Source organism: Secundilactobacillus oryzae JCM 18671, assembly GCF_000740055.1.
Classification (GTDB): Bacteria; Bacillota; Bacilli; order Lactobacillales; family Lactobacillaceae; genus Secundilactobacillus; species Secundilactobacillus oryzae.
Genome location: NZ_BBJM01000029.1, coordinates 1 through 21,584 on the forward strand (window position 1 = coordinate 1; position 21,584 = coordinate 21,584).

Below are 21,584 nucleotides of genomic sequence, written 5' to 3' on the forward strand. Positions count from 1 at the left end.
TTAAATATTGTGTCACAATAGAAATTCGTAACTCTAAATTAAATTTAGTCATAATAAAACCCCCGAGATTGTTGTCCAATCTCGGGGGTTCACTTCAACTTGATCATAAAAAGATACACATTTTTTGCTTTTATAAACGCCTTAACAGCGCGATTTTTAGCCCACTACTTTTTACGTTCCAACACCGTTACGCTCTCGACATGTGTCGTCTGTGGAAATTGATCAACTGGTTGAATGGGTTGTTTAACCGTATAGCCTTGTTCAGCAAATAGTTCGATATCGCGGACTAAAGTTGCTGGGTTACAACTAACGTAAACCACTTTCTTAGGTTGCATCTTTGCGGCACTTTCAATCAGTGAGTTAGTCAGTCCCTTACGTGGTGGATCAACCACAATCACGTCGGGTTCTAGACCAGCCTCTTGCCATTCGCCCATCTTTTCTTCGGCTTTACCAACTTCAAAATGAACGTTATTGATGTGGTTCTTTTGAGCGTTAACCTTGGCATCTTCAATTGCGTCCGCCACGATTTCAACGCCATAAACTGATTTAGCATGTTCTGCCATTGCCAAGGAAATCGTTCCGATACCACAGTAAGCATCAATCACGGTTTCCTTGCCACTTAAACCAACCTGTTCAATCGCAAGCTTGTAAAGCTTTTCCGTTTGCACGGGGTTTACCTGGTAGAACGAATTAGGTGAAATAACAAAAGTTAAGCCAAGCAAATCATCACTGATGGTTTCCTTACCAAATAAAACCTTGTTGATCTTACCCATAATAACGTTAGTTTTCGCTTGGTTAATGTTTTGAACGATACTGGTAACTTCTGGCAGCTGTGCCGTAATTTCTTTAACGAGCTCATCAGCCATTGGTAACTTTTGAGTCCGTGTCACAAAGCCAATCATCATCTCGTTTGAATAATGGCCACGACGAACCATGATGTTCCGAACAACACCAGTATGGTTGATTTCGTTAAATGGTTCAATATGATACTTCCGCATTAAATCGCGAACCACCACAATGGCCTCATCAATCTTAGGATCTTGAATATAATAATCTTCAATCGGTACGAGTTCATGTGAATGCTGACGATAAAAACCAGTTTGTAACTGACCTTTAACCATTCGAACTGGCACTTGGGCCTTGTTTCGGTAATGAGTTGGATTGTCCATCCCAATTGTTGGTAACACATCAATATTCAAACTAGTTTTGTTTAATAAGTTTTGAATCTGATCATGTTTAAATTTAAGTTGCGCTTCGTAAGATAGGTGCTGTAATGGTGCAATACCCGTCTGAGTAAGCTTCTGATCGCCGGTTTTAACCCGATCCTTGGATTCTGTTAACCACTTTTCAACCCGACCAAAACTGAAGCTCTTTTGAACCTTCGTAATTTTGACAATCACTTGTTCACCAGGTAAGGCTTCGGCAATGAAGATTGGAAAATCTTCTACCTTAGCAACCCCCATTCCTTGGTAAGTCAGGTCTTCAATGGTAACTTCAACTGTTTCATTTTTTGTAACTGGTGCTTGTATTTTCATATTTTCTCCGTTCATTAGTAACTAAAAAAGATTTTGCTGTACTTGTGACATAATACAGCAAAATCCTTTAAATTCAAAGTAAGCAATGCGATTCAAATTAATCCTTAGTTGCTTCGTCGCTGACTGCTTCTGGTAAATCCTGAACCTCTTTAACGAATTTTTGTTCCGCTTCAAGCAGGTCAGGTTGTTCCGTCGTCAGTAAACTATTTGGCATATCGTCAACATTAGCATACATTTCGATGTGACGTGGCAAGTTGATGAAGGTCATTGGGGCATCACCGCCATACTCACCATCGAGATTAATCATCATTTTTGAGTTTACTGGTTTAGCAACCAACTTGTTCGTCTTCCGATAAATAATCCGTGGATCATCCACATGCTTACCACCAGTTAAGACGAGCACCATCAAATGCAAAATCTCGGCTAAATTACTGGTCTTCACGATAATCATCGTGAATTTACCATCATCCAGTGAAGCATCCGGCACGATTTGTTCGAAGCCCCCGATGGAATTCGTTAGCGCCAATAGGAACATTGAGGCCGTTCCCTTATATTCGCCACCATCATACTTTAAATCCATTTCAATCGGCTTAATTCGAGGCAACATTTCCGCACCCTTCGCTAGGTAAGCCAAGTATCCAAAAATGGATTTCAGGTTAGATGGGACGTCATAAGTTAATTCCGTCAATAATCCCCCACCGGCGATATTAATAAAATAACTCTCACCGGCTTGACCGATATCCATCTTGAAAGTCTGATTTTTCAAAACAATCTTAGCGGCTTCAACTGGGCTTTCACGCGGAATATGCAGTGCTCGGGCATAGTCATTTGTGGTCCCTGCAGGAATAATCGCCATTTTAGGCCGCTTCTTTAATCCCGCTAAGCCATTGACAACCTCATTAATGGTGCCATCCCCGCCAGCTGCAACAATTAAATCAAAGCCATCTCGTGCAGCCCGATTTGCTTCATCGCGTGCCGAATTAGGCTTTGGCGTCGTCGCGTATGCACTCGTTTCAAATCCGGCCTGTTCAAAAATACCAAGAATATCAACAAGATCATTTTTTAACGCTTCTCTCCCTGAGGTTGGATTATAAATAATTCTTGCCCGTTTACGCATAGTTTGCCTCCAACGATCCTAGCCCTTCAAGGATGCCATCAATAACTTGTTGACCACCTGTGGGTTAGCTTTTCCGTGTGTTTGTTTCATAATTTGACCGACAAGGAAACCGACTGCACGGTCCTTACCGTTATTAAAGTCTTCAATTGATTGTGGATTGTCAGCCAATACTGAATCAATGATTGGTTGAAGTTGAGCAGGATCAGAAAGTTGAACCAAACCGTTTTCTTCAACAAACTTCTTAGGATCCTGACCTTCTGTGACACCCTTAAAGACCTTCTTGGCCATCTTAGATGAGATGGTACCGTCAGTAATTAAGTTAATCATTCCTGCCAAATTAGCGGGTGTGAGCTTAGTGTCCTGCAAATCAACGTGGTTATCATTCAAGAATGCATTAACATCACCTTGAAGGTAATTGGCAGCCATCTTAGCATCAGCACCATCGGCAACTGTTGCTTCGAAGAAGTCAGACATTTCCTTGGTTTGTGTCAAGACCATCGCATCGTAGTCTGTAATTCCTAATTCATTTACATAACGATCACGACGTTTACCTGGCATTTCAGGCATAGCGGCTTCGACCTTTTGAATCCAGTCATCAGAAATTTCCAATGCTGGTAAGTCAGGTTCTGGGAAGTAACGATAATCATCAGAGCCTTCCTTAACCCGCATTAGAATAGTTTGACCAGAGTTCTCATCATAACGACGAGTTTCTTGTTGAATGGTCCCACCAGACATTAAGACGCGTTGTTGACGTTGTTCTTCAAACGCAAGACCCTTACGAACATAGTTGAAAGAGTTCAAGTTCTTAAGCTCAGTCTTCGTTCCGTATTCCTTTTGTCCGATTGGACGTACAGAAATGTTAACGTCGACACGCATTGAACCTTCTTCCATCTTAACGTCTGATACGCCGGTAAATTGGATTCGTTGGCGTAAAGCTTCCAAATAAGCATAAGCTTCATCTGGTGACGCAATATCAGGCTTCGACACGATTTCAATCAGTGGTGTACCTTGACGGTTTAAATCAACGAAAGAAGCCCCATGTTCATGGGTATTCTTTCCGGCATCTTCTTCAATGTGCATTTCAGCAATACCGATTTTCTTCTTTTCGCCGTCTACTTCAATTTCAATCCAGCCATCATGTGCAATTGGCTTTTCGGCCTGTGTAATTTGGTAAGCCTTTGGATTATCAGGATAGAAGTAGTTCTTACGATCGAAATGGTTATGCTTTTCAATCTCAGCGTGGAGTGCCAGAGCCGCCGTAATGCCTGATTCCACAACGCCCTTATTGGTCGTTGGAAGGACACCTGGATAACCCCAGTCAATCACGTTCGTGTTAGCGTTGGGTTGATTCCCGAACGCAACGGGTGAAGGACTGAAAATTTTAGAGTTCGTTTTTAATTCAACGTGGACTTCAAGTCCAATGGTTGTTTCAAAGTTCATTAAGCTTGTCCTCCTAACTCAGGTGTTTGCTTGTGAAATTCAGTGTTTTGTTCGAAAACGTAACCCGCTTTATAGATAGTTGCTTCATCAAATGGTTTTCCAATCAGTTGTAGTCCAATCGGTAATCCTTTGCTAAAGCCTGCAGGAATGGACATTCCTGGTAAGCCAGCTAAGTTAACGGGAATAGTTAAAATATCGTTCATATACATCGTCATTGGGTCTGAGACTTCTTCACCAATGGTAAAGGCAACTGTTGGTGCAACAGGTCCCATGATGAAATCGTGGTCTTGCATGACTTTTTGGAAGTCCTGAATAATTAAGGTTCTAACTTGGGCAGCTTTCTTGAAGTAAGCATCGTAGAATCCAGCAGAAAGTGAATAGGTTCCAAGCATGATTCGACGCTTAACTTCATCACCAAAACCTTCAGAACGAGACTTCACATAAACATCTTCCAAGTTTTGGACGTCTTTGGCACGATAGCCGTAACGAATACCATCAAATCGTTGAAGGTTTGAGGAAGCTTCAGATGAAGCAATGATGTAGTAGGCAGCAACGCCGTACTTGTTATGAGGTAATGAAACTTCATCAACCGTAGCACCCAATTCACGGAATTTGTCAGCTGCGGCAAGAATAGCAGCCTTAACGTCAGCATCGACACCTTCGCCGATGAATTCCTTTGGCAAACCAATCTTCATGCCCTTCACGCTGGCACTGTCATCCAAACCAGCAGTAAAATCAGGTACTTTTTTAGTTGAAGACGTTAAGTCATGTTCGTCATGACCAGCAATGGCCGTTAATACTGCAGCATTGTCTTTAACCGTCCGTGTGATTGGGCCAATTTGGTCCAAACTAGAACCAAAAGCAATCAGTCCCCAACGAGATACACGCCCGTACGTTGGTTTCATACCGACTACGCCGTTAAATGAGGCTGGTTGGCGAATTGAACCACCAGTATCTGAACCCAAGGCAACAGGCACTTGACCTGAAGCAACAGCTGCCGCAGAACCACCTGAAGAACCACCAGGAACCTTAGTCGCATCCCAAGCATTTTTAGTGATTTTGAAAGCTGAGTTTTCAGTTGAGCCACCCATGGCAAATTCATCCATGTTGACTTTACCAACGTTGATCGTTTGTTTAGCTGCAAGCTTTTCAACAGCAGTCGCACTGTAAATAGGCTTGAAATTTTCCAACATTTTGGATGCCGCTGTCGTCGTTAAGCCTTCAGTCACTAAGTTATCCTTGATTGCTACCGGAATACCAGACAATACGTTGTCTGCATCAATACCGGCTTGATCAATGGCTTGAGCATTTTTAATCGCAGCATCTTCGTTCAAGTTCAAAAATGCTTGCGTTGTCTCATCAGTCTTCTTGATGTTGGCAAATGTCTCTTTCGTCAATGATTCGGCCGTGATTTTGCCACTGACCAAATCTTCGTGAAGACTAGTCAAATCTTTATCTAAATAATTCATGGTTAATCCTCACTTTCGTCAATAATGGCTGGCACTTTGATGTAGCCATTTTCAGTTTCAGGCGCATTGGCAAGGAGCGCATCCTTTTGATTCCAGTTATCAGCAACGTCTTCACGCATCACGTTAAGTTGATCACTCACAGTTGAAGTAACAGGAACATCTGTCGTATCCACCTCGTTTAGTGTCTCAAATAAGCCGATAATTTGGCCCAATTGATCGGTGAAGTAGTCTAATTGGTTGTCGTCTAGTTCAAGCTTAGCAAGCTCAGCAACGTGTTGAACTTGATCTTTTGAAATGTTATTTGCCATTCTAATCCTTCTTTCTAATTCTCCTATTCGAGAAAAGCTCATTTATCTAGTTTACCACATCAGTCCGGTCTTTTTGTATTACCGAATGACTAGTAACTATTAAAAACATGTGTGGTAAATTTCTTACCATTTTCCGAACGACTCAAAAAGCTTTGTACACCCTCAGTCGAACTGACTTGAATGTCAATTGGGACCTTCGCTGGTAAATATTTCTGCGCCGCAGTTTGCAAAAATTGCGTGAAACTAATGATTTCAGTCTGACTATAAAATTGTGTCGTAATGTTAACGTTCATCCCGTCCAATTGGTTATTGGTGTACTGAGCTTGAGCAGTCACCCCACTCAAGTTAGGGAAGAAGTCTTCTACTTCGTTTTTGAAGTTGTCAAACGAAGTCGTATCGTTGGTATTTGGTGAAGTTTGACTATCGGCAATTGGGAAGACATAACTCTTTTGGTTGAGTTTTTCCCATGACTTCACTTTAGTTGTGCCATTTTTGTTGACTGAGTAGGCAAAGAAATTACCTCCAACTAAACTGTCATCTGAGGCTTGACGATAAAGGGCAATAACAATTGGCACATTTTTTAATGAATCATATTGTCTCAAACGCATCAGCACCTTATTAGCGATAGCCTTTCCCTGTTTTTCAGCCTCAGCCTTACTGATTTTGGTTTCATAGGTGGCCCCGTATTGGGTCTTCTTATAGTAATCAACTGAATTAATCCCCAGTCCAATGGTAATGCCACCAAGACTTAATTTGTTGTTCTTTTGAATCATGTAGTCTTGTTCCTCAAGTTGTTGAAGATAGATTGGATTACGTTTAGTTGCACTGGTTGAGCCATTATCTTTAGGATTTAGCCCATCGGCGTTTGACTTAGATTCTCGCGCTAGCCAATTGCTAACCACCTTTTTGGTCAGAATTTGACCCTCACGAAAGGCATACTTATTTGTGGAAAATTCCTGTTGTGAAACGTTTAGAAGTCCTTTTTCAAAACTCTTCAAATTCAGTTGATTTCCAGCATCTTGCGTGTTGCTAACGCCTCGTGACTTACTCGTCACATACTTACCATTCTCGATGACGCCTTCATAATTGGAATCAGTTGACTGACCCGTTAGCTGTGTCCCTTTCGAACCATTCGTACCCGAAGAAGACATCGATGAACTATTCAGATTCCCACAGGCTGCCAAAAACAGCATTATGCCTAGTAATCCGATGACTAATTTTGCTCGCTTCACAGTTATTCCTCCTGCATCATTGGTTGCCTTCGTTGATTTTCGTCATTTCGTCAATGAAACGATTCTCGTCCCAAATTTCGATTTCAAATGATTGGGCTTTCGTTAATTTACTTCCGGCGTCTTTTCCAGCAATTAAGAGATCAGTGCTCTTTGAAACACTACCCGTAACCGAAGCGCCGTGATTGGTTAACCATTCGCTTGCTTCTGGTCTCGTCATTTGTTCCAGTTTTCCAGTCAAAACGATTCGTTTATCAGCGAAAAAGCCGGAAGCATCCGCAAGCGTGGCACGACCACTGGTAAAGGTCATGTTGACACCTAACGCCTTTAATTCTTGAACAAGTTCTTGAACTTGTTCGTTAGCAAAATAGGTGCTAATGCTGTCAGCAATGACCATCCCCATCGAATTAATTTCGGCGATAGCCTCGCTGTCTGCCACCATTATGTTATCTAACGTTTCGAAATGAGCAGCAATTAAGCGTGCTGCTTTGTTTCCAACGTGACGAATTCCTAAACCAAACAAAAGCCGTTCCAGTGAATTATTACGACTATTATCGATTGCTGTCAATAGGTTAGAGGCTGATTTGGCCCCAAATTTATCTAAAGTTAACAACTGGTCTTCTGTTAGCCGATAGAGATCGGCAATGTCACTCACAAAATCGTGATCAAAGAGTTGCTTCACAATGCGTGGGCCTAATCCATCGATGTTCATCGCGTTCCGGGAAGCAAAATGGGTCATGCCCTCGGCTAACTGAGCCGGACACTTGGGATTAATACACCTCAAGGCAACTTCCTCATCCAAATGTACGAGCTCTGCACCACACGATGGACAGTGGGTCGGAATGGGATATGGTTCACTGTCGGCCGGTCGTTTTTCAGACACAAACTCCGAAATCTCCGGAATAATGTCACCAGCTTTGTGGAGTAAAACAGTATCGCCTAAACGAATATCCTTTTGACGAAGATAATCAGGATTATGCAGTGAGGCTCGAGATACCGTAGTTCCAGCTAATTGAACGGGATCCATAATTGCGGTTGGTGTGACGACACCCGTTCGACCGACCGTCCACTCAATCTCTTGAACGACCGTCTCAGATTCTTCAGGTGGAAACTTATAGGCAATTGCCCAGCGGGGAACTTTCACCGTCGCACCTAACGATCGCTGTAGTGGTAAAGAATTAACCTTGATGACAATCCCGTCAATCCCATAAGCCAGTTCACTACGCTGAGCTTGATAATCATCCACATACGCGTAAATGGCATCCATGTCATTTGCCACTCTGTAAGTCGGATTAATCGTGAAGCCAAGTTCCTGCAACTCGGCTAACATTTCACTTTGCGTTCGTGACTCAAGTGGGTCAAAAGACGCCACATTGTACATGAATGTACTCAACTTTCTAGAAGCGGTCACTTTTGGGTCCAACTGCCGTAAACTACCAGCAGCCGCATTCCGAGGATTAGCAAAAACAGCCTCACCGTTTGCCTCTCTCGTTTTATTCAGGTTAGCAAACGATTCCTTTGGCATGTAACACTCACCTCGAACCTCAATAGTGAGTGGCTTAGTCAACTTGGTCGGAATCGACGGAATTGTCTTTAGGTTTCTGGTAATATCCTCACCAATCGAGCCATTTCCCCGAGTCGAGCCTTGAACGAGTACGCCATCTTCATATCGAAGTGAAATCGCTAAACCGTCAATCTTAAGCTCGCAATTATACGAAACAGGTTCACCCACGTTATTGATAATTCGCTGGTTAAAGGCTGCAAGCTCCTCTTCAGAAAAAACATCTCCCATGGAAAGCATCGGAATGTCATGCGTCACCTTCGAAAAATCAGAGATGATTGCATCCCCCACTTGTTGGGTTGGTGAATCTGGGGTTACAAGTTCTGGATGAGTAGTTTCAATTTCAACTAATCGTTGATAGGCCTTGTCGTAAGTAATGTCCTCGACAACTGGATTATCTTCAGTGTAATAAGCGACACCCCACTCGCGTAGATTCTGACGGAGGGCTTCTGCTTCATCACGAAGCGCATCATTCTTTTGACTTGCCATATTTCAACCTCCAACTCTTAGTTTTCTACTTTTTTAATTGGTGCAAATGCTGCTAATAATCGCTTAATTCCTTCTGATGGGAATGCAATGTCTAATTCCATATCCTCGCCAGAGCCGGTAACCTTCACAACGGTTCCGGTTCCCCACTTCTTATGTTCAACCTTATTACCCGTCTGCCAAATCATGCGATCAGCACCGCTACCCGCATTGGCCACTTTGCTAGTTGACTTGGTCCCTACACGGCGATATGGTGTTGAAGTTGCTCTGGCACTTGGTGAATCAAAAGGTAAGGTTTTACCATTACTGAATTGGCTTTGCTCATTATCTAAATGCAATAACTCTGGTTCAATTTCATCAACAAATCGAGAAGCCGGATTATTTTGACGACGACCATACAGCGTTCTTGAATAAGCGTTGGTCAAATAGAGTTTTTGCTCAGCTCGGGTAATCCCGACATAAGCTAAACGCCGCTCTTCTTCCAATGCGTCATCTTCCGCAACGGCACGGGATAATGGGAAGATGCCTTCCTCCAACCCAATTAAGAAAACAACTGGGAACTCTAGTCCCTTTGCTGCATGAAGTGTCATCAACGTGACGTGATTTTGTTCCTCATCGACATCATCTTGGTCAGATACCAAGGCTAAATCAGAAAGAAAATCACCTAATTGACTACCAGCTTCACTGGCATCTTCATCCCAGGTTTCATCGAACTTTTGGGTAACCGATTGGAATTCTTCCAAATTTTCAATGCGTGACTCCGATTCCAACGTCTTTGATGCTTTCAAGCTGGCCAAATAACCCGTCTTTTCCAGAATTTGTTCTGTTAATTCAGTGACGTTCATGGTTTTAGCGGCTTCTTGCAATTGACGCATCGTTTCACCAAACGCAATGATCGCGTTTTTCGCACGACCTGACAGATCGTTTGAAAGCTCGGCATTTTGTGCTGCTTCTAACTCCGTCCAGTCGTTATAGTCGGCAAATGCTCGTAGTTTTTCAAGACTACTTGCCCCAATGCCACGCTTTGGTTCATTAATAACGCGTTCCAGGCTCATTGAATCCGCCCCATTGGCAATCAAGGTTAAGTAGGAAAGGATATCCCGAATTTCCTTACGGTCGTAGAACTTGTGTCCACCAACCATCGTATATGGAATGTTGGCCTTCAATAGCGTTTCTTCCATCACACGAGATTGTGCGTTCGTCCGGTAAAGAATCGCAAATTCATTGTACTTACGACTTTGCTCCTTGATGCCCTCTTGAATTTTGGAAACCACATAATGTGCTTCATCATTTTCACTTTGGGCCCGATAGTAGGAAATCTGACTGCCTTCACCATTTTCGGTCCATAAGCTCTTATCCTTACGGTAGGCATTATTGCCAATCACGTCATTAGCTGCCTGTAAAATCCGCTTGGTAGAACGATAGTTTTGCTCTAACAACGTAATGTGGGCATCTGGATAATCCTTTTCGAAATTCATGATGTTATCCATATTAGCACCACGCCAACCATAAATACTCTGGTCAGCATCCCCAACGACACAAAGGTTTTGATATTCCTGAGCTAACAAGTTCACTAACGTATATTGTGCATCATTGGTATCTTGATACTCATCCACGTGAATATATTGGAATTTATCTTGGTATTCTTTTAAAATTTCGGGTTCTTGTTTGAATAACTTGATGGTCAGCATGATAAGATCATCAAAATCGACTGCTTGATTTCGTGCCAACGCCTTCTGATAAGCGTCATAGATTGTCGCAACCGTTTCTTGGAAAGGTCCAGCGGCTTCTTGTCGGAAATCCTGTGGCGTCTGCAATGCATTCTTAGCGTTTGAAATCGTACCTAAAACAGAACGGGGATCAAACTGCTTAGGATCCAAATTAAGGTCCTTCATTATTCGCTTAATTAGCGTCCGTTGCTCACTTGTATCAGCAATCGTAAACGCCCGGTCATACCCTAAAGCATCGATGTGGCGTCGTAAGATTCGCACACAAAGAGCATGGAAAGTCGACGCCCAAACATCATTACCGCTATTTCCCAATAGCTGAACAATTCTGGTCCGCATTTCCTTTGCGGCTTTATTGGTAAATGTGATTGCTAGAATTCGCCAAGGCATAATTCCTTGTTCTTCGATTAAATACGCAATTCGATGGGTCAGTACTCGTGTTTTACCACTTCCGGCACCAGCCATAATTAAAAGTGGTCCTTCGGTATGAAGAACTGCTTCTTGTTGCTTGTCATTCATACCTTTTAATAAGCTTTCTTTAGACACGCAAAATTCAACCCTCTCTTGAAAATAGTCGTTTCAATTATAGCAAAATTTAAGGGGCTCTGCTGAGATTTCAGCAAAGTGAAACTTAAAAATATCATGGCAATTTTGAGACGAAAAAAGTTGCCACACTTTTAAGTGTCGCAACTCATTTTAATGATTATTCTTTCGTCCAAACGCCAGTATCTTCAAGTTGGTCTAGGGCCTCATTTAAATCAGGCGTCTGCAGGATGACGTTCCCTGCAAGTTGATCTGCCAGCGGTTGATTCCGCTGACTTCTACGGTAGAAGGTAAAGTGCCAATTGCTCTTAAGTACCCACTGCCGATTAATCGCTTCTAATTGGCTAACCGTAAATGGTGCCCACACGGTCGGCATCATGGTCTGAGGTTCACTGAGTGGTAATCCAGAGATGGCACGCAAATGTTGTTCATACTGACTTGCGGTCGTACCTCGGTCAAAGATTTGCCCAACGTGACTGACCGTTGGCAAAATCCGCTTAACGTAGATGTTATCATTTTGCGTAATCGTAAAGCTGACCTCTAACAAGCCAACGTACTGAATGTTCTGGGTGACTTCATTCGCAATCCGACGAAGTTCCTGCGCCATACCAACATCTAATTGAGTGGGAATAAAGGCCCATTTAATCTTACCTTTTTCACGAACCGTTTCCACTGCTGGGAAAAGCTGTGTTTGCCCATTTTGATCCCGAGCCAACGTAATTGATAGCTCTCTTGAATTGGGTACGATTGATTCCAAAATATAGGTACCGTAGTCCAACAGACCGGAGGCTTTCGCAATGTCTGCTTGGGTTTCAATCAGTAACTCTTGCCCTTGAATCAAATCTTTTTGAATTGGCTTGAGAATGCTTGGGTAGCCAATCGAATTAATCGATTGATAAACGTCATCTAGGCTGACAATCGTCGCATAAGGTGCAATGTTGACGTTCAATTGTTCAAAAAAAGCACGCTCTAATAGTCGGTCTTGCGACATTTCCAACATTTCAGCCCCTTGGGGAACCAATGTGAATTGTTCAAGGTACCGAATCACGTCAGCACTAACATGAGACGAAGCAAAAGTAACCAGCTTGCAACTTTCGGCAAATTGGCGCAACTTTTCTTTGTCGTTTGCATCACCAACGATTTTGAAATCGGCTAGTTGTAATGTTGGACTAGTTTCATCCGAACCGTATGCGCCAACTTGAAAACCAATTTTTTTCGCAGTCGATACTAGACTGGGGCCACTCACACTATCACCAATAATGCCAATGGTATCGTTTGGGTATAAAATTTGATTATTCACCTCAGCTCACTACTTTCTTCACAGTTTTAATTATATTTATATTACGTTCGCCATTTTAAAATTTCAAGCAATCTGCTGGCGCCTTATCGATTCCTTATTCTTTTGGCCCAGAATCCACCTGACACAAATTTAGGTTCATAAGAAATCATAAATGCCTTAGGTTCTTCAGACTTTATTAGTGCATAAAGTCGCCGTTCCGACTTTCTTGGCGTCAGAATTTCCATTACCAGTCGCTGACCTTCCAGTCCGGTTGCGACGCTTTGCGTAACCCCAAAGCCATTTTCTCTCAGCGTAGTTGCCAACTGAGTACTCGATTCCGGCATAATCACCGTCACCATCATATAACCTAGGGCCAGCTTATCTTCAATTAGAATGCCGACCCAAACACCGACGCCATAGCCGAGTGCGTAAGCTAAAACATTCCAATAATTATCTAGTTGATTTAAAACGAGGGAGAGTCCGATAACGTAAACCGTAATTTCTACGACACTTACAACGGGTGCTAGGTGACGATACCCTTTCATGGTTAGCAAAAATCTAAGCGTGTTGAGGGTGATATAAACCAAGTTCACACCAAAAATTGTTCCGAAAATTGGCCAATCGATTGTCACACTGCATTCCTCCTTGTCTACTAGTCCTGCACAAACGTTACCTGACTGTTCTCAAGTGATGCAATCCGGGCAAGTGCTTCCACGTGAATCCCGGCATCTTCAAGCATTTGACGTCCCTTTTGAAAACTCTTTTCAATGACGACACCGACGCCTGCCACTTCAACTTTGGCGGCAGCCGCAATCTCCATGAGGCCTTGAACTGCCTGACCATTTGCTAAAAAGTCATCGATGATCAGGACCTTGTCGTCCGGTTTAATAAACCGACGATCAATGCTGATATCGTTGCTAACTTGCTTCGTATATGAATAAACTGTTGCCGTGTAAAGATTGTCAACCAACGTTAATGATTTGTGCTTTCTAGCAAAAACCACTGGCACATCCATTTGAAGACCGGCCATGACTGCTGGTGCAATTCCAGAAGATTCAACCGTTAAAATTCTAGTGACGCCGGCATCCGCAAACAAGCGCTTAAATGCACCACCAAGTTCATACATCAGATTAGGATCAATTTGATGATTCAAAAAATTATCGACTTTTAAAACTTCTCCTGGTAGCACCGTACCGTTTTCGCGAATCATATCTTCAAGTAACTTCAATTAAATAACCTCCATAATTTAGTTGTTGTCGTACCGATCAAGTCGATAGCGTTTAATGAGTGTGATGAGTTTTTGGGGATAATCAGGATCTGTGGCGTAACCGTCTTTATAGAGCTCATGTGCGGCTTCAGTGTAATTTGCTGCAGTCAGCACAGAATGATACTGTTCTGGATTCCAGGCGGTCCCATCAATAAAGAGCTTAGAATGGGCCACCATGGATTCGCGATCGGATTTAAACGTCCGAAACTTATCTTTGATGGTGACCCACTTTCCGTTGGTGTACTCTTTGGTGTAAAAATTCTTGCCCGTTTGGCTACTTGTTGCCTTAATGCCATAGAGATTATGAAATTGTGCTGCCAAAGTACTCCGTCCCCAGTCGGACTCCAAAATGGCCTGACTCAGCGTGATACTGGCCAAAACATTGTATTTTTGCTGCATCTCCTGGGCTTGTTTCGCCTGGCTCTCAATAAATTGGACGTGTTGATTAGTCGTCTTCACCGTTGTCACCTCTTCGTGAGGTTCCCTTAACGCTAGAAGATGATTCCCAAACAAACCGACCATAACTAAGAAAAAAACTAGCAATATCAACTTCGCCCACGGTTGGTCTTTCCGCCGTTTCCTTTTTTTCGCCAAACTGGTTAGTCCTTCCTCATCGTTTTCTTCAGTTTACCCGAAAATGGAAGTCATTGACAATGCCATTTTGCAAAAGAGCGGAATTAACCAGCGCTTTAATTGACAAAGAACGGATATTCGGTTACATTACAAGCTGACGATTAGAATTGGAGATGGAAATTGAATGAACATTGGTGACGAAGTTTCTTTCACTTTAGACGGCGAGACCTTCACTGGCTTCGTTGACAAAGCGTACCAAAACTCTTACTTGGTTACGTTTGAATCAGATAACACCGAGATCGTAGATAAGTATCACGACCGCGTTGTTATCAACAATAAGAAATTAAAGCTCATCAAGGCTGCACCACAACCTGAAGTTGATCCAAACGAAGAAGACGAAAACGCTGATAGCGAAGATTAATTAAAAACACTCGGTTGAGTTGGAAATTATTTCCCCCTCACCGAGTGTTTTTTTATGCGAAGTTTAAGCCAAGTGCCTTAACTTTCCCCATCACAATGCTGTTACATAAATCTTCGTAACTAATCCCTGCTGCTTCAGCTTCTTGAGGCAGTAGTGAAAGTGGTGTCATTCCTGGTAGGGAGTTAGCCTCAATCACGTACAAGCCTGAATCGTTCCATAAGAAGTCAATACGACCATAATTAGCCATTTTTAGCACTCTGAACGTCTTGAGGGCAATCGCCTTCATCTCATCATGCACTTCTTCTGGAATATCTGGTGGCGTCTGGAACTTCGCTGCTGTATCACTTTGGAACTTGTGTTGGAAATCATACCAACCGTCGTTCACACTGATTTCAATAGCAGGCATTGCCGTTCCGTTAACAACACCAAGTGAAAATTCACGACCCTTAACGAACTCTTCAACGAGCACTTCTGAGTCGAATCGGAAGCCATCCTGCACAGCATCCGCCATTTCAGATTGTGATTGTACAATCCGTGTTCCAATACTTGATCCACCATTGGAAGGCTTCACAACAACTGGAAAATCAAACGGTACATCGTACTTAGGATTATCTTTGTACACTGTAATGAATCTGGCGGTCTTGATATTGTTATACATCATGACCTGTTTTGAAATTCCCTTATCCATAGCGATTCCAGAAGCTAAGGGACCGCTACCCGTATAAGGAATGTTGTTCAAGTCAAGAACGGCTTGAACCTTACCATTTTCACCGTCTTCACCGTGAAGACCGATGTAAACGATATCCGCCTTGGATACGACGTCTAACACGTTGGGACCAAAGAGTTGAGTTGATCCATCTGAACGCAAAGCGTTGATGTCATCAGCGGTTAATACTTCATCACTGATATCTAAATCAACATCTTGTTGCTGATCAGTGAAAAGATCTTCAACATCCCTGATGTAATCCAAATTAATCCCTAAAAACAAATCTACCATTGCTACTTGGTGGCCCTTGCTTCGAAGTGCATTAGCTACCTTTGCACTTGAAGATAAGGAAACGTTTCGTTCTGAACTGCGACCTCCAGCTAAAACTACAATCTTCATAGTCTCAAATCCTCCGAACTGTATTGAAACTTAAGCTTAGCATGGACGGGCAGCGATTTCAATTGATAACAAAAATCCTCACAAAATATTCCTTATTTCTTAACAGTTTTCCTAAAACGAAGTAGCGGGGTTGCAATGAGTGGCACTAAAATTCCGGCTAGGATTGCCTCTGGAATCCCGTTTGTACCAACCACACCAATTAAATATGGCATCAAAGCATCTATATGCAATTTATTCAGTGGAATACCACCAAATTGATAAAAGATATAAATGAAGCCTAAAACAAAAATCGTGTTGATTAAAGCGCCAGCGATTCCTGCAAGCGACAACGCAACCGTCGTGTGGATACGTTTGTAGAGAGCCTGAAACAACAGACCCGCAATAACGCCCACCAGGATACGCGGTAATACCGAAATCACAGGATTTACCATGACGTAAACCGCCATGGGGCTCGTTGGCCAAGTGAATGCTCGTACCCAGGTAATTAGCCCCCAGACACCCCCAACAATCGCTCCATCACGAGTTCCCAAAGTAATTGCTGCAATTGATACCGTTATATGAATGGTGACCAAAGTTAATGGCCCAATTGGAATATAGCCTAAGATTGGGACCACGTTTTGTACGACCACAATCGCAATAAACAGAGCCAGAATGCTAATTTCATAGGCTCGATTTCTTCTCATAGTTAACAACACCTATCTCGAATTTATTTCCTAGAGTATAGCACAAAGCCCACCAAAACGGGCGCTGAGTTCCTTATGCAAAAAGGCGCCTTGATTGAAAAAAACCCTCTTGCTTAATTAACTACTGCTTGATGAATTGCACACCACAGATCGTCCATTTTGCACCCTACACGCTTCACATTCGCATAGATTAACAAAGGATGCAATATTCTCGTTCGAAGCATCAGTGTGCCTAAATTGTACTTTTTTCCCCTGTCTTTTCTTTATACTCAGATAGTAATTGAAGATACAAAAAAACATCCCTCCGAAGAGAGATGTTTCCAAACGTTGAGAAATAAATCTTAACGCTTTGAGAATTGTCCAGCCTTACGAGCTTTCTTAAGACCTGGCTTCTTACGTTCTTTCATACGAGCGTCACGAGTCAAAAGACCTGCGCGCTTGAGTGGTCCACGGAAATCAGGATCTACTTCAAGCAATGCACGAGCGATACCATGACGAGTAGCGCCGGCTTGACCTGAGAATCCACCACCGTTAACGTTTACCAAAGTATCGTAGTTACCCAACGTTTCAGTAACGTTGAATGGTTGAACGACAACTTCACGTAAGTTAGCGAATGGAATGTATTCTGTGATGTCTTTGTTGTTCATGATGATTTTACCAGTACCTGGTACTAAACGTACACGAGCTACTGAGTTTTTACGACGGCCTGTGCCGCGATATTGTACTTGAGCCAATTCTGTTTCCTCCTTAGATTAGGTTCGTAATATCCAAAACTTCTGGTTTTTGTGCTTCATGCTTGTGATCAGTTCCTGCATAAACGTGAAGCTTCATGCCGATTTGGTGACCTAATGAAGTGTGAGGAAGCATACCCTTAACAGAAGTTTCAATCAACTTCTCTGGGTCGTTTGCTCTAAAATCACCAGCGGTGCGTTGCTTTAATCCACCAGGATGGTTCGTATGGTGGTAGTAGATCTTGTTAGTAGCTTTCTTACCAGTTAAAGCTACCTTTTCTGCATTAATAATAATTACGTTGTCACCTGTATCCACATTAGGGGTGAACGTTGGTTTATTTTTGCCGCGTAAGATAGAAGCCACAACTGTTGAAAGACGTCCCATTGGGATATCTGTTGCGTCTACTACGTACCACTTGCGATCCACGTCACCTGATTTAGCCATATATGTTGTACGCACGTTAAATTCCTCCATATTCTGTGTTTGTTTGACACCTTAACAAGTTTCCGGGGCTTATCGTGGGGCAAACAATACCAGCTACCATAATACAAAGAATCCACATCAAAGTCAATGCTAAATGTAAACAATCTCAATGTTTCATCGCTGATGCTTAGGTAATTTGGTTGGGTGCTCTGGGTCGTCCCCTTCGTAATACACATGCTTCAGATAAAGCCCACTTGCTGATACCGTCCGTCTTGCATAACGACGGTCGCCCAGTTTGTAGAGTCGCTGAATATCATCAACCGGCCGAGTGCCAGAGCCAATCTCAATCAAGACGCCCACCATAATTCGAACTTGATTATACAAAAAACCATTTCCGTAAAACTCAAAAACCAACTCATTATCAGCTTCATGTCGTTCGACCTTGGCTTCATAAATCGTCCTGACATTACTTCTAACCGAGGATCCTGATGCAACGAAACTACTGAAGTCGTGCTCACCAATGAGATCCTTCATCGCAAGTCTAATTTTGGCTTCATCCACTGGAAACTTCCAGTGACCTGCATAATTACGTTTAAATGGATTTCTAAATTCGCCTAGATCAATACGATACACGTAGCGCTTGCCTGAGACGTCGTAACGAGCATGAAATTCCGGTTTAGCAATCTCGGCTACCAAGACCTCCATATCGACTGGTAAGATGCTGTTGAGACCCTTACGCATGCTATCAGCCGGAATGTCAAACGGGAAATCGAAGTGTACAACTTGTCCTAAGGCGTGCACACCCGCATCTGTCCGTCCGGAGCCATACACAATGATTGCCGGTGTCGGTTTCTTGGCCATTAGGTTAACGGCCTTGGTTAATTCACCTTCCACCGTTCTTGTATCCGGTTGGCGTTGGAAACCAGCAAAATTGGTTCCATCATAAGTTAAGATTAATTTGTATCGTGCTGACATGTTGTTCCCCGTTTCTAATTTCTAATCAAAAATAAAATGATACCAGATAAAACGAATATAAGGCTGCTGATTGTATCCCGACGCTGCCAAATTAATTCTCGATATTTTGTTCGATTTTTACCGTCTCGATAGCCACGGGCATCCATCGCAGTAGCAATATCCTCCGCTCGATTAAACGCGTTCATGAACAACGGAATGAGTAATGGCACCACTGTTTTAACTTGTTGTTTGATGCCGCCAGAGCCGAAATCAACACCACGAGCACGCTGAGCATCCATAATCTTCTGTGCTTCATCCATTAAAGTTGGGACAAACCGCAGTGCTAATGAAAGCATCAAAGCCAAAGTTTCAACTGGAAAATGGATAACCTTGAGTGGCTTGAGCAGTGACTCAACACCATCTGCAATCTGGAGTGGTTTTGTCGTTAAAGTCAAAATAGTCGACATCATAATAATGGCCAAAAATCTGAGTAAAATAAAGGCCGCACTGATTAAACCGTCATGCGTAATTTGAAGTGTCCACCATGACCAGTAAACTTCACCACCAGCTCCAAAGAAAACTTGAATTAAGACAGTGAAAACCATTAACCACAGCAACGGTTTCAATCCCTTTAGTAAAAATCCTACTGAAACGCGAGCCATCATAATTGCTAAAAATAGCACAACGAAAACTAGTCCATAGCTCAATAGATTATTTGCAAAAAAGATCATAAAAATAAAGAAAAAGCTCAGCAGCATTTTTGAACGAGGGTCCATGCGATGAACCCACGAATCGCCGGGAATATAACGACCAAAAATAAATTTATCCATGATCACTAGCTCCCTTCGGTGAAATCTGCTGGCTAATTGCTTGTGCTAATGCCATTTCATCCAATGGTAATCCTTCAGGAAACTGAAACCCTTGGGCTTGAAGTGTCGCTGCAAATTGGGTTGTCTTCGGCAAATCCAAATGATGGGTCTTCAACCAGTCGACATCATTAAAAATTTCCTTTGGAGTTCCCGTTTTGGCCACGCGACCACCATCCATCACAATCACACGGTCTGCATACTTAGTCACATCTTCCATCTGATGAGTCACTAAAATAATCGTTTTATGCTCGTTTTCATGAAGATGGGCCACCAGATCCATAATCTGCTGGCGCCCCTTTGGATCAAGGCCAGAAGTTGGCTCATCTAAAATCAAAATATCTGGCTTCGAAGCAAGCACTCCTGCGATTGCCACTCGACGCATTTGACCACCTGACAATTCAAAAGGTGACCGCTCCAATAAACTTTCATCAAGCCCGACTTCCGTAATTAACCGAATAGCCTCCTCTTCGGCTTCTGCCTCAGACATCCCAAAATTTAGGGGGCCAAACATGATATCTTTTTTAACCGTTTCTTCAAATAACTGGTTTTCTGGAAACTGAAAAACCATTCCAACTTGTTTTCGAAGTGGTTTCAGATCCTTATTATTCGTATCCGGCCGGATTTCACGATTGTTTACTCGGACTACTCCAGATGACGGCTTCAACAAGGCATTCATTTGTTGGATAAGCGTCGACTTACCACTTCCAGTATGTCCAATAAGCGCAGTAAACGAATTATCCGCAATCGTCAAATTGATGTCTTGCAGTGCCTGATGCTCGAATGGCGTATTAGGTTGGTAAGAATAGTCTACTTTTTCAAAAGTGATTGGCATAACCAGTTCGCCATCTCCTCTTCATTTAAGTATTGCTCAGGTACCTGGATGCCCAATTGGTTGAGTGAGCGTTTCAGCCGTGAAGCATAGGGAATATCAAGTCCAAGTTCGAGTAATTCCGCCTCTTTTTCGAAAATGGCCTCAGGTTGGCCCTCTTCCACGATTCTGCCATCATTAATAATGAGTACCCGGCTGGCATGAGCAGCTTCCTCGATATCGTGGGTAATCGAAATAACGGTTAGCTGGAATCTGTCCTTTAATTCACGAATGACTCTGAGGATTTCGCGTCTCCCCTCAGGATCCAGCATGCTAGTCGCTTCGTCTAAAATGACAACCCTTGGTCTGATGGCGATAACCCCAGCTAATGCCACACGCTGCTTTTGCCCTCCGGAAAGGGAGGTTGGCTCTCGCTCTTCGAAGCCATCCATACCAACCTGAACAAGTGCTTCGGCAACGCGCCGTTTCATCTCGTTGCGCTCAACACCACGATTCTCTAAGCCAAAAGCAACATCATCTGCGACAGTCGCACCAACGAATTGATTATCAGGATTTTGAAAAACGAGTCCAATGTCGTCTCGAAGCTCCCATAAGTTGTCTGGTGTCAGTAATTGGTCCTCAATCGTAATCTCGCCACCAGCAGCCTCCAACAAGCCGTCTATGAGCTTAGCAAGTGTGCTCTTACCACTTCCGTTATGGCCAACAATAGCAAGCCATTCACCCTCTTGGACGTCAAAACTCACACCATCCAAAACCATCGGGAGTTCTTCTGAATATCTATATGTTAAATGATCCACACTTATTATTGCCATGTCACCAGTTCCAATCATTCTTCCGCATTTTGTCCATATGCAATTATACCAATAATGTCGCCTATCGCATATCAAATGCGTTTTTATGTATAAAAAAAATGGCTCTATACTAAATCCTGTTGATGGATATCTTAAGTGATATTCTATTAACAGGGTTTTTTGCATAAAAAAAGGCCCATGGCCTCATATACTTAAAATCCACCCACCACAAGCATCATTAGA

The 21,584-nt window shown here is 42.8% G+C and carries 21 protein-coding genes; 1 reads left to right on the top strand and 20 read right to left on the bottom strand.

Annotated features, from left to right (window positions below):
* Positions 1-164: 164 nt before the first annotated feature.
* The 12 genes from rlmD to LOSG293_RS07740 form a co-directional block, all read right to left on the bottom strand.
* On the bottom strand, positions 165-1,535 hold the full coding sequence (rlmD, locus tag LOSG293_RS07685) for a 23S rRNA (uracil(1939)-C(5))-methyltransferase RlmD (protein ID WP_034528950.1): 1,371 nt from the start codon (positions 1,533-1,535) through the stop codon (positions 165-167).
* Positions 1,536-1,632: 97 nt separating this feature from the next.
* A complete protein-coding gene (locus LOSG293_RS07690) occupies positions 1,633-2,652 on the bottom strand; it encodes a diacylglycerol kinase (RefSeq protein WP_034528953.1) in 1,020 nt (339 codons plus the stop codon).
* An 18-nt stretch (positions 2,653-2,670) separates the two neighbouring features.
* Complete coding sequence (gene gatB, locus LOSG293_RS07695; RefSeq protein WP_034528956.1) at positions 2,671-4,092, bottom strand: Asp-tRNA(Asn)/Glu-tRNA(Gln) amidotransferase subunit GatB; 1,422 nt, start codon at positions 4,090-4,092, stop codon at positions 2,671-2,673.
* On the bottom strand, positions 4,092-5,561 hold the full coding sequence (gene gatA / locus LOSG293_RS07700; protein WP_034528959.1) for an Asp-tRNA(Asn)/Glu-tRNA(Gln) amidotransferase subunit GatA: 1,470 nt from the start codon (positions 5,559-5,561) through the stop codon (positions 4,092-4,094). The genes gatB and gatA overlap by 1 nt, the downstream gene beginning before the upstream one ends.
* Positions 5,562-5,563: 2 nt before the next feature.
* The gene (gatC, locus tag LOSG293_RS07705; RefSeq protein ID WP_034528962.1) at positions 5,564-5,869 is read right to left on the bottom strand and encodes an Asp-tRNA(Asn)/Glu-tRNA(Gln) amidotransferase subunit GatC; all 306 of its coding nucleotides are present in this window, start codon (positions 5,867-5,869) and stop codon (positions 5,564-5,566) included.
* Between the two features lie 89 nt (positions 5,870-5,958).
* Positions 5,959-7,107: a CamS family sex pheromone protein gene (locus LOSG293_RS07710; RefSeq protein WP_034528965.1), complete on the bottom strand. Its 1,149-nt coding sequence runs from the start codon at positions 7,105-7,107 to the stop codon at positions 5,959-5,961.
* Between the two features lie 10 nt (positions 7,108-7,117).
* Positions 7,118-9,148 carry an NAD-dependent DNA ligase LigA gene (ligA, locus tag LOSG293_RS07715; RefSeq protein WP_034528968.1) on the bottom strand — a complete coding sequence of 677 codons (2,031 nt, stop codon included), beginning with the start codon at positions 9,146-9,148 and terminating at the stop codon, positions 7,118-7,120.
* 17 nt (positions 9,149-9,165) lie between these two features.
* On the bottom strand, positions 9,166-11,418 hold the full coding sequence (gene pcrA, locus LOSG293_RS07720) for a DNA helicase PcrA (protein ID WP_034528971.1): 2,253 nt from the start codon (positions 11,416-11,418) through the stop codon (positions 9,166-9,168).
* Between the two features lie 157 nt (positions 11,419-11,575).
* Positions 11,576-12,715, bottom strand: coding sequence for an ATP-grasp domain-containing protein (locus tag LOSG293_RS07725; RefSeq protein ID WP_034528974.1), 1,140 nt, complete (start codon positions 12,713-12,715; stop codon positions 11,576-11,578).
* An 83-nt stretch (positions 12,716-12,798) separates the two neighbouring features.
* The gene (locus LOSG293_RS07730; protein ID WP_034528977.1) at positions 12,799-13,326 is read right to left on the bottom strand and encodes a DUF2179 domain-containing protein; all 528 of its coding nucleotides are present in this window, start codon (positions 13,324-13,326) and stop codon (positions 12,799-12,801) included.
* A 20-nt stretch (positions 13,327-13,346) separates the two neighbouring features.
* On the bottom strand, positions 13,347-13,922 hold the full coding sequence (locus LOSG293_RS07735) for a xanthine phosphoribosyltransferase (protein ID WP_034528980.1): 576 nt from the start codon (positions 13,920-13,922) through the stop codon (positions 13,347-13,349).
* Positions 13,923-13,940: 18 nt separating this feature from the next.
* The gene (locus tag LOSG293_RS07740; protein WP_235786831.1) at positions 13,941-14,420 is read right to left on the bottom strand and encodes a glycoside hydrolase family 73 protein; all 480 of its coding nucleotides are present in this window, start codon (positions 14,418-14,420) and stop codon (positions 13,941-13,943) included.
* Between the two features lie 298 nt (positions 14,421-14,718).
* On the opposite strand from LOSG293_RS07740, the gene LOSG293_RS07745 reads away from it, so the two are divergent.
* Positions 14,719-14,955: a DUF2187 family protein gene (locus LOSG293_RS07745; protein ID WP_034528986.1), complete on the top strand. Its 237-nt coding sequence runs from the start codon at positions 14,719-14,721 to the stop codon at positions 14,953-14,955.
* Between the two features lie 52 nt (positions 14,956-15,007).
* On the opposite strand, the gene LOSG293_RS07750 is transcribed toward LOSG293_RS07745, so the two are convergent.
* The 8 genes from LOSG293_RS07750 to LOSG293_RS07785 form a co-directional block, all read right to left on the bottom strand.
* Positions 15,008-16,060, bottom strand: a complete 1,053-nt coding sequence (locus LOSG293_RS07750; protein ID WP_034528990.1) for a D-alanine--D-alanine ligase family protein — start codon at positions 16,058-16,060, stop codon at positions 15,008-15,010.
* Between the two features lie 92 nt (positions 16,061-16,152).
* A complete protein-coding gene (locus LOSG293_RS07755) occupies positions 16,153-16,743 on the bottom strand; it encodes an ECF transporter S component (RefSeq protein ID WP_034528993.1) in 591 nt (196 codons plus the stop codon).
* A 341-nt stretch (positions 16,744-17,084) separates the two neighbouring features.
* The gene (rpsI, locus tag LOSG293_RS07760; RefSeq protein WP_034528995.1) at positions 17,085-17,477 is read right to left on the bottom strand and encodes a 30S ribosomal protein S9; all 393 of its coding nucleotides are present in this window, start codon (positions 17,475-17,477) and stop codon (positions 17,085-17,087) included.
* A gap of 13 nt (positions 17,478-17,490) precedes the next feature.
* Entirely contained in the window at positions 17,491-17,934 is a 444-nt protein-coding gene (gene rplM, locus LOSG293_RS07765) for a 50S ribosomal protein L13 (RefSeq protein WP_034528997.1), read from the bottom strand.
* 138 nt (positions 17,935-18,072) lie between these two features.
* Entirely contained in the window at positions 18,073-18,873 is an 801-nt protein-coding gene (gene truA, locus LOSG293_RS07770; RefSeq protein ID WP_034529000.1) for a tRNA pseudouridine(38-40) synthase TruA, read from the bottom strand.
* 14 nt (positions 18,874-18,887) lie between these two features.
* On the bottom strand, positions 18,888-19,682 hold the full coding sequence (locus LOSG293_RS07775) for an energy-coupling factor transporter transmembrane component T family protein (RefSeq protein ID WP_034529002.1): 795 nt from the start codon (positions 19,680-19,682) through the stop codon (positions 18,888-18,890).
* Entirely contained in the window at positions 19,675-20,553 is an 879-nt protein-coding gene (locus LOSG293_RS07780; protein WP_034529004.1) for an energy-coupling factor ABC transporter ATP-binding protein, read from the bottom strand. The genes LOSG293_RS07775 and LOSG293_RS07780 overlap by 8 nt, the downstream gene beginning before the upstream one ends.
* A complete protein-coding gene (locus tag LOSG293_RS07785; RefSeq protein ID WP_034529006.1) occupies positions 20,529-21,362 on the bottom strand; it encodes an energy-coupling factor ABC transporter ATP-binding protein in 834 nt (277 codons plus the stop codon). The genes LOSG293_RS07780 and LOSG293_RS07785 overlap by 25 nt, the downstream gene beginning before the upstream one ends.
* Positions 21,363-21,584 lie beyond the last annotated feature (222 nt).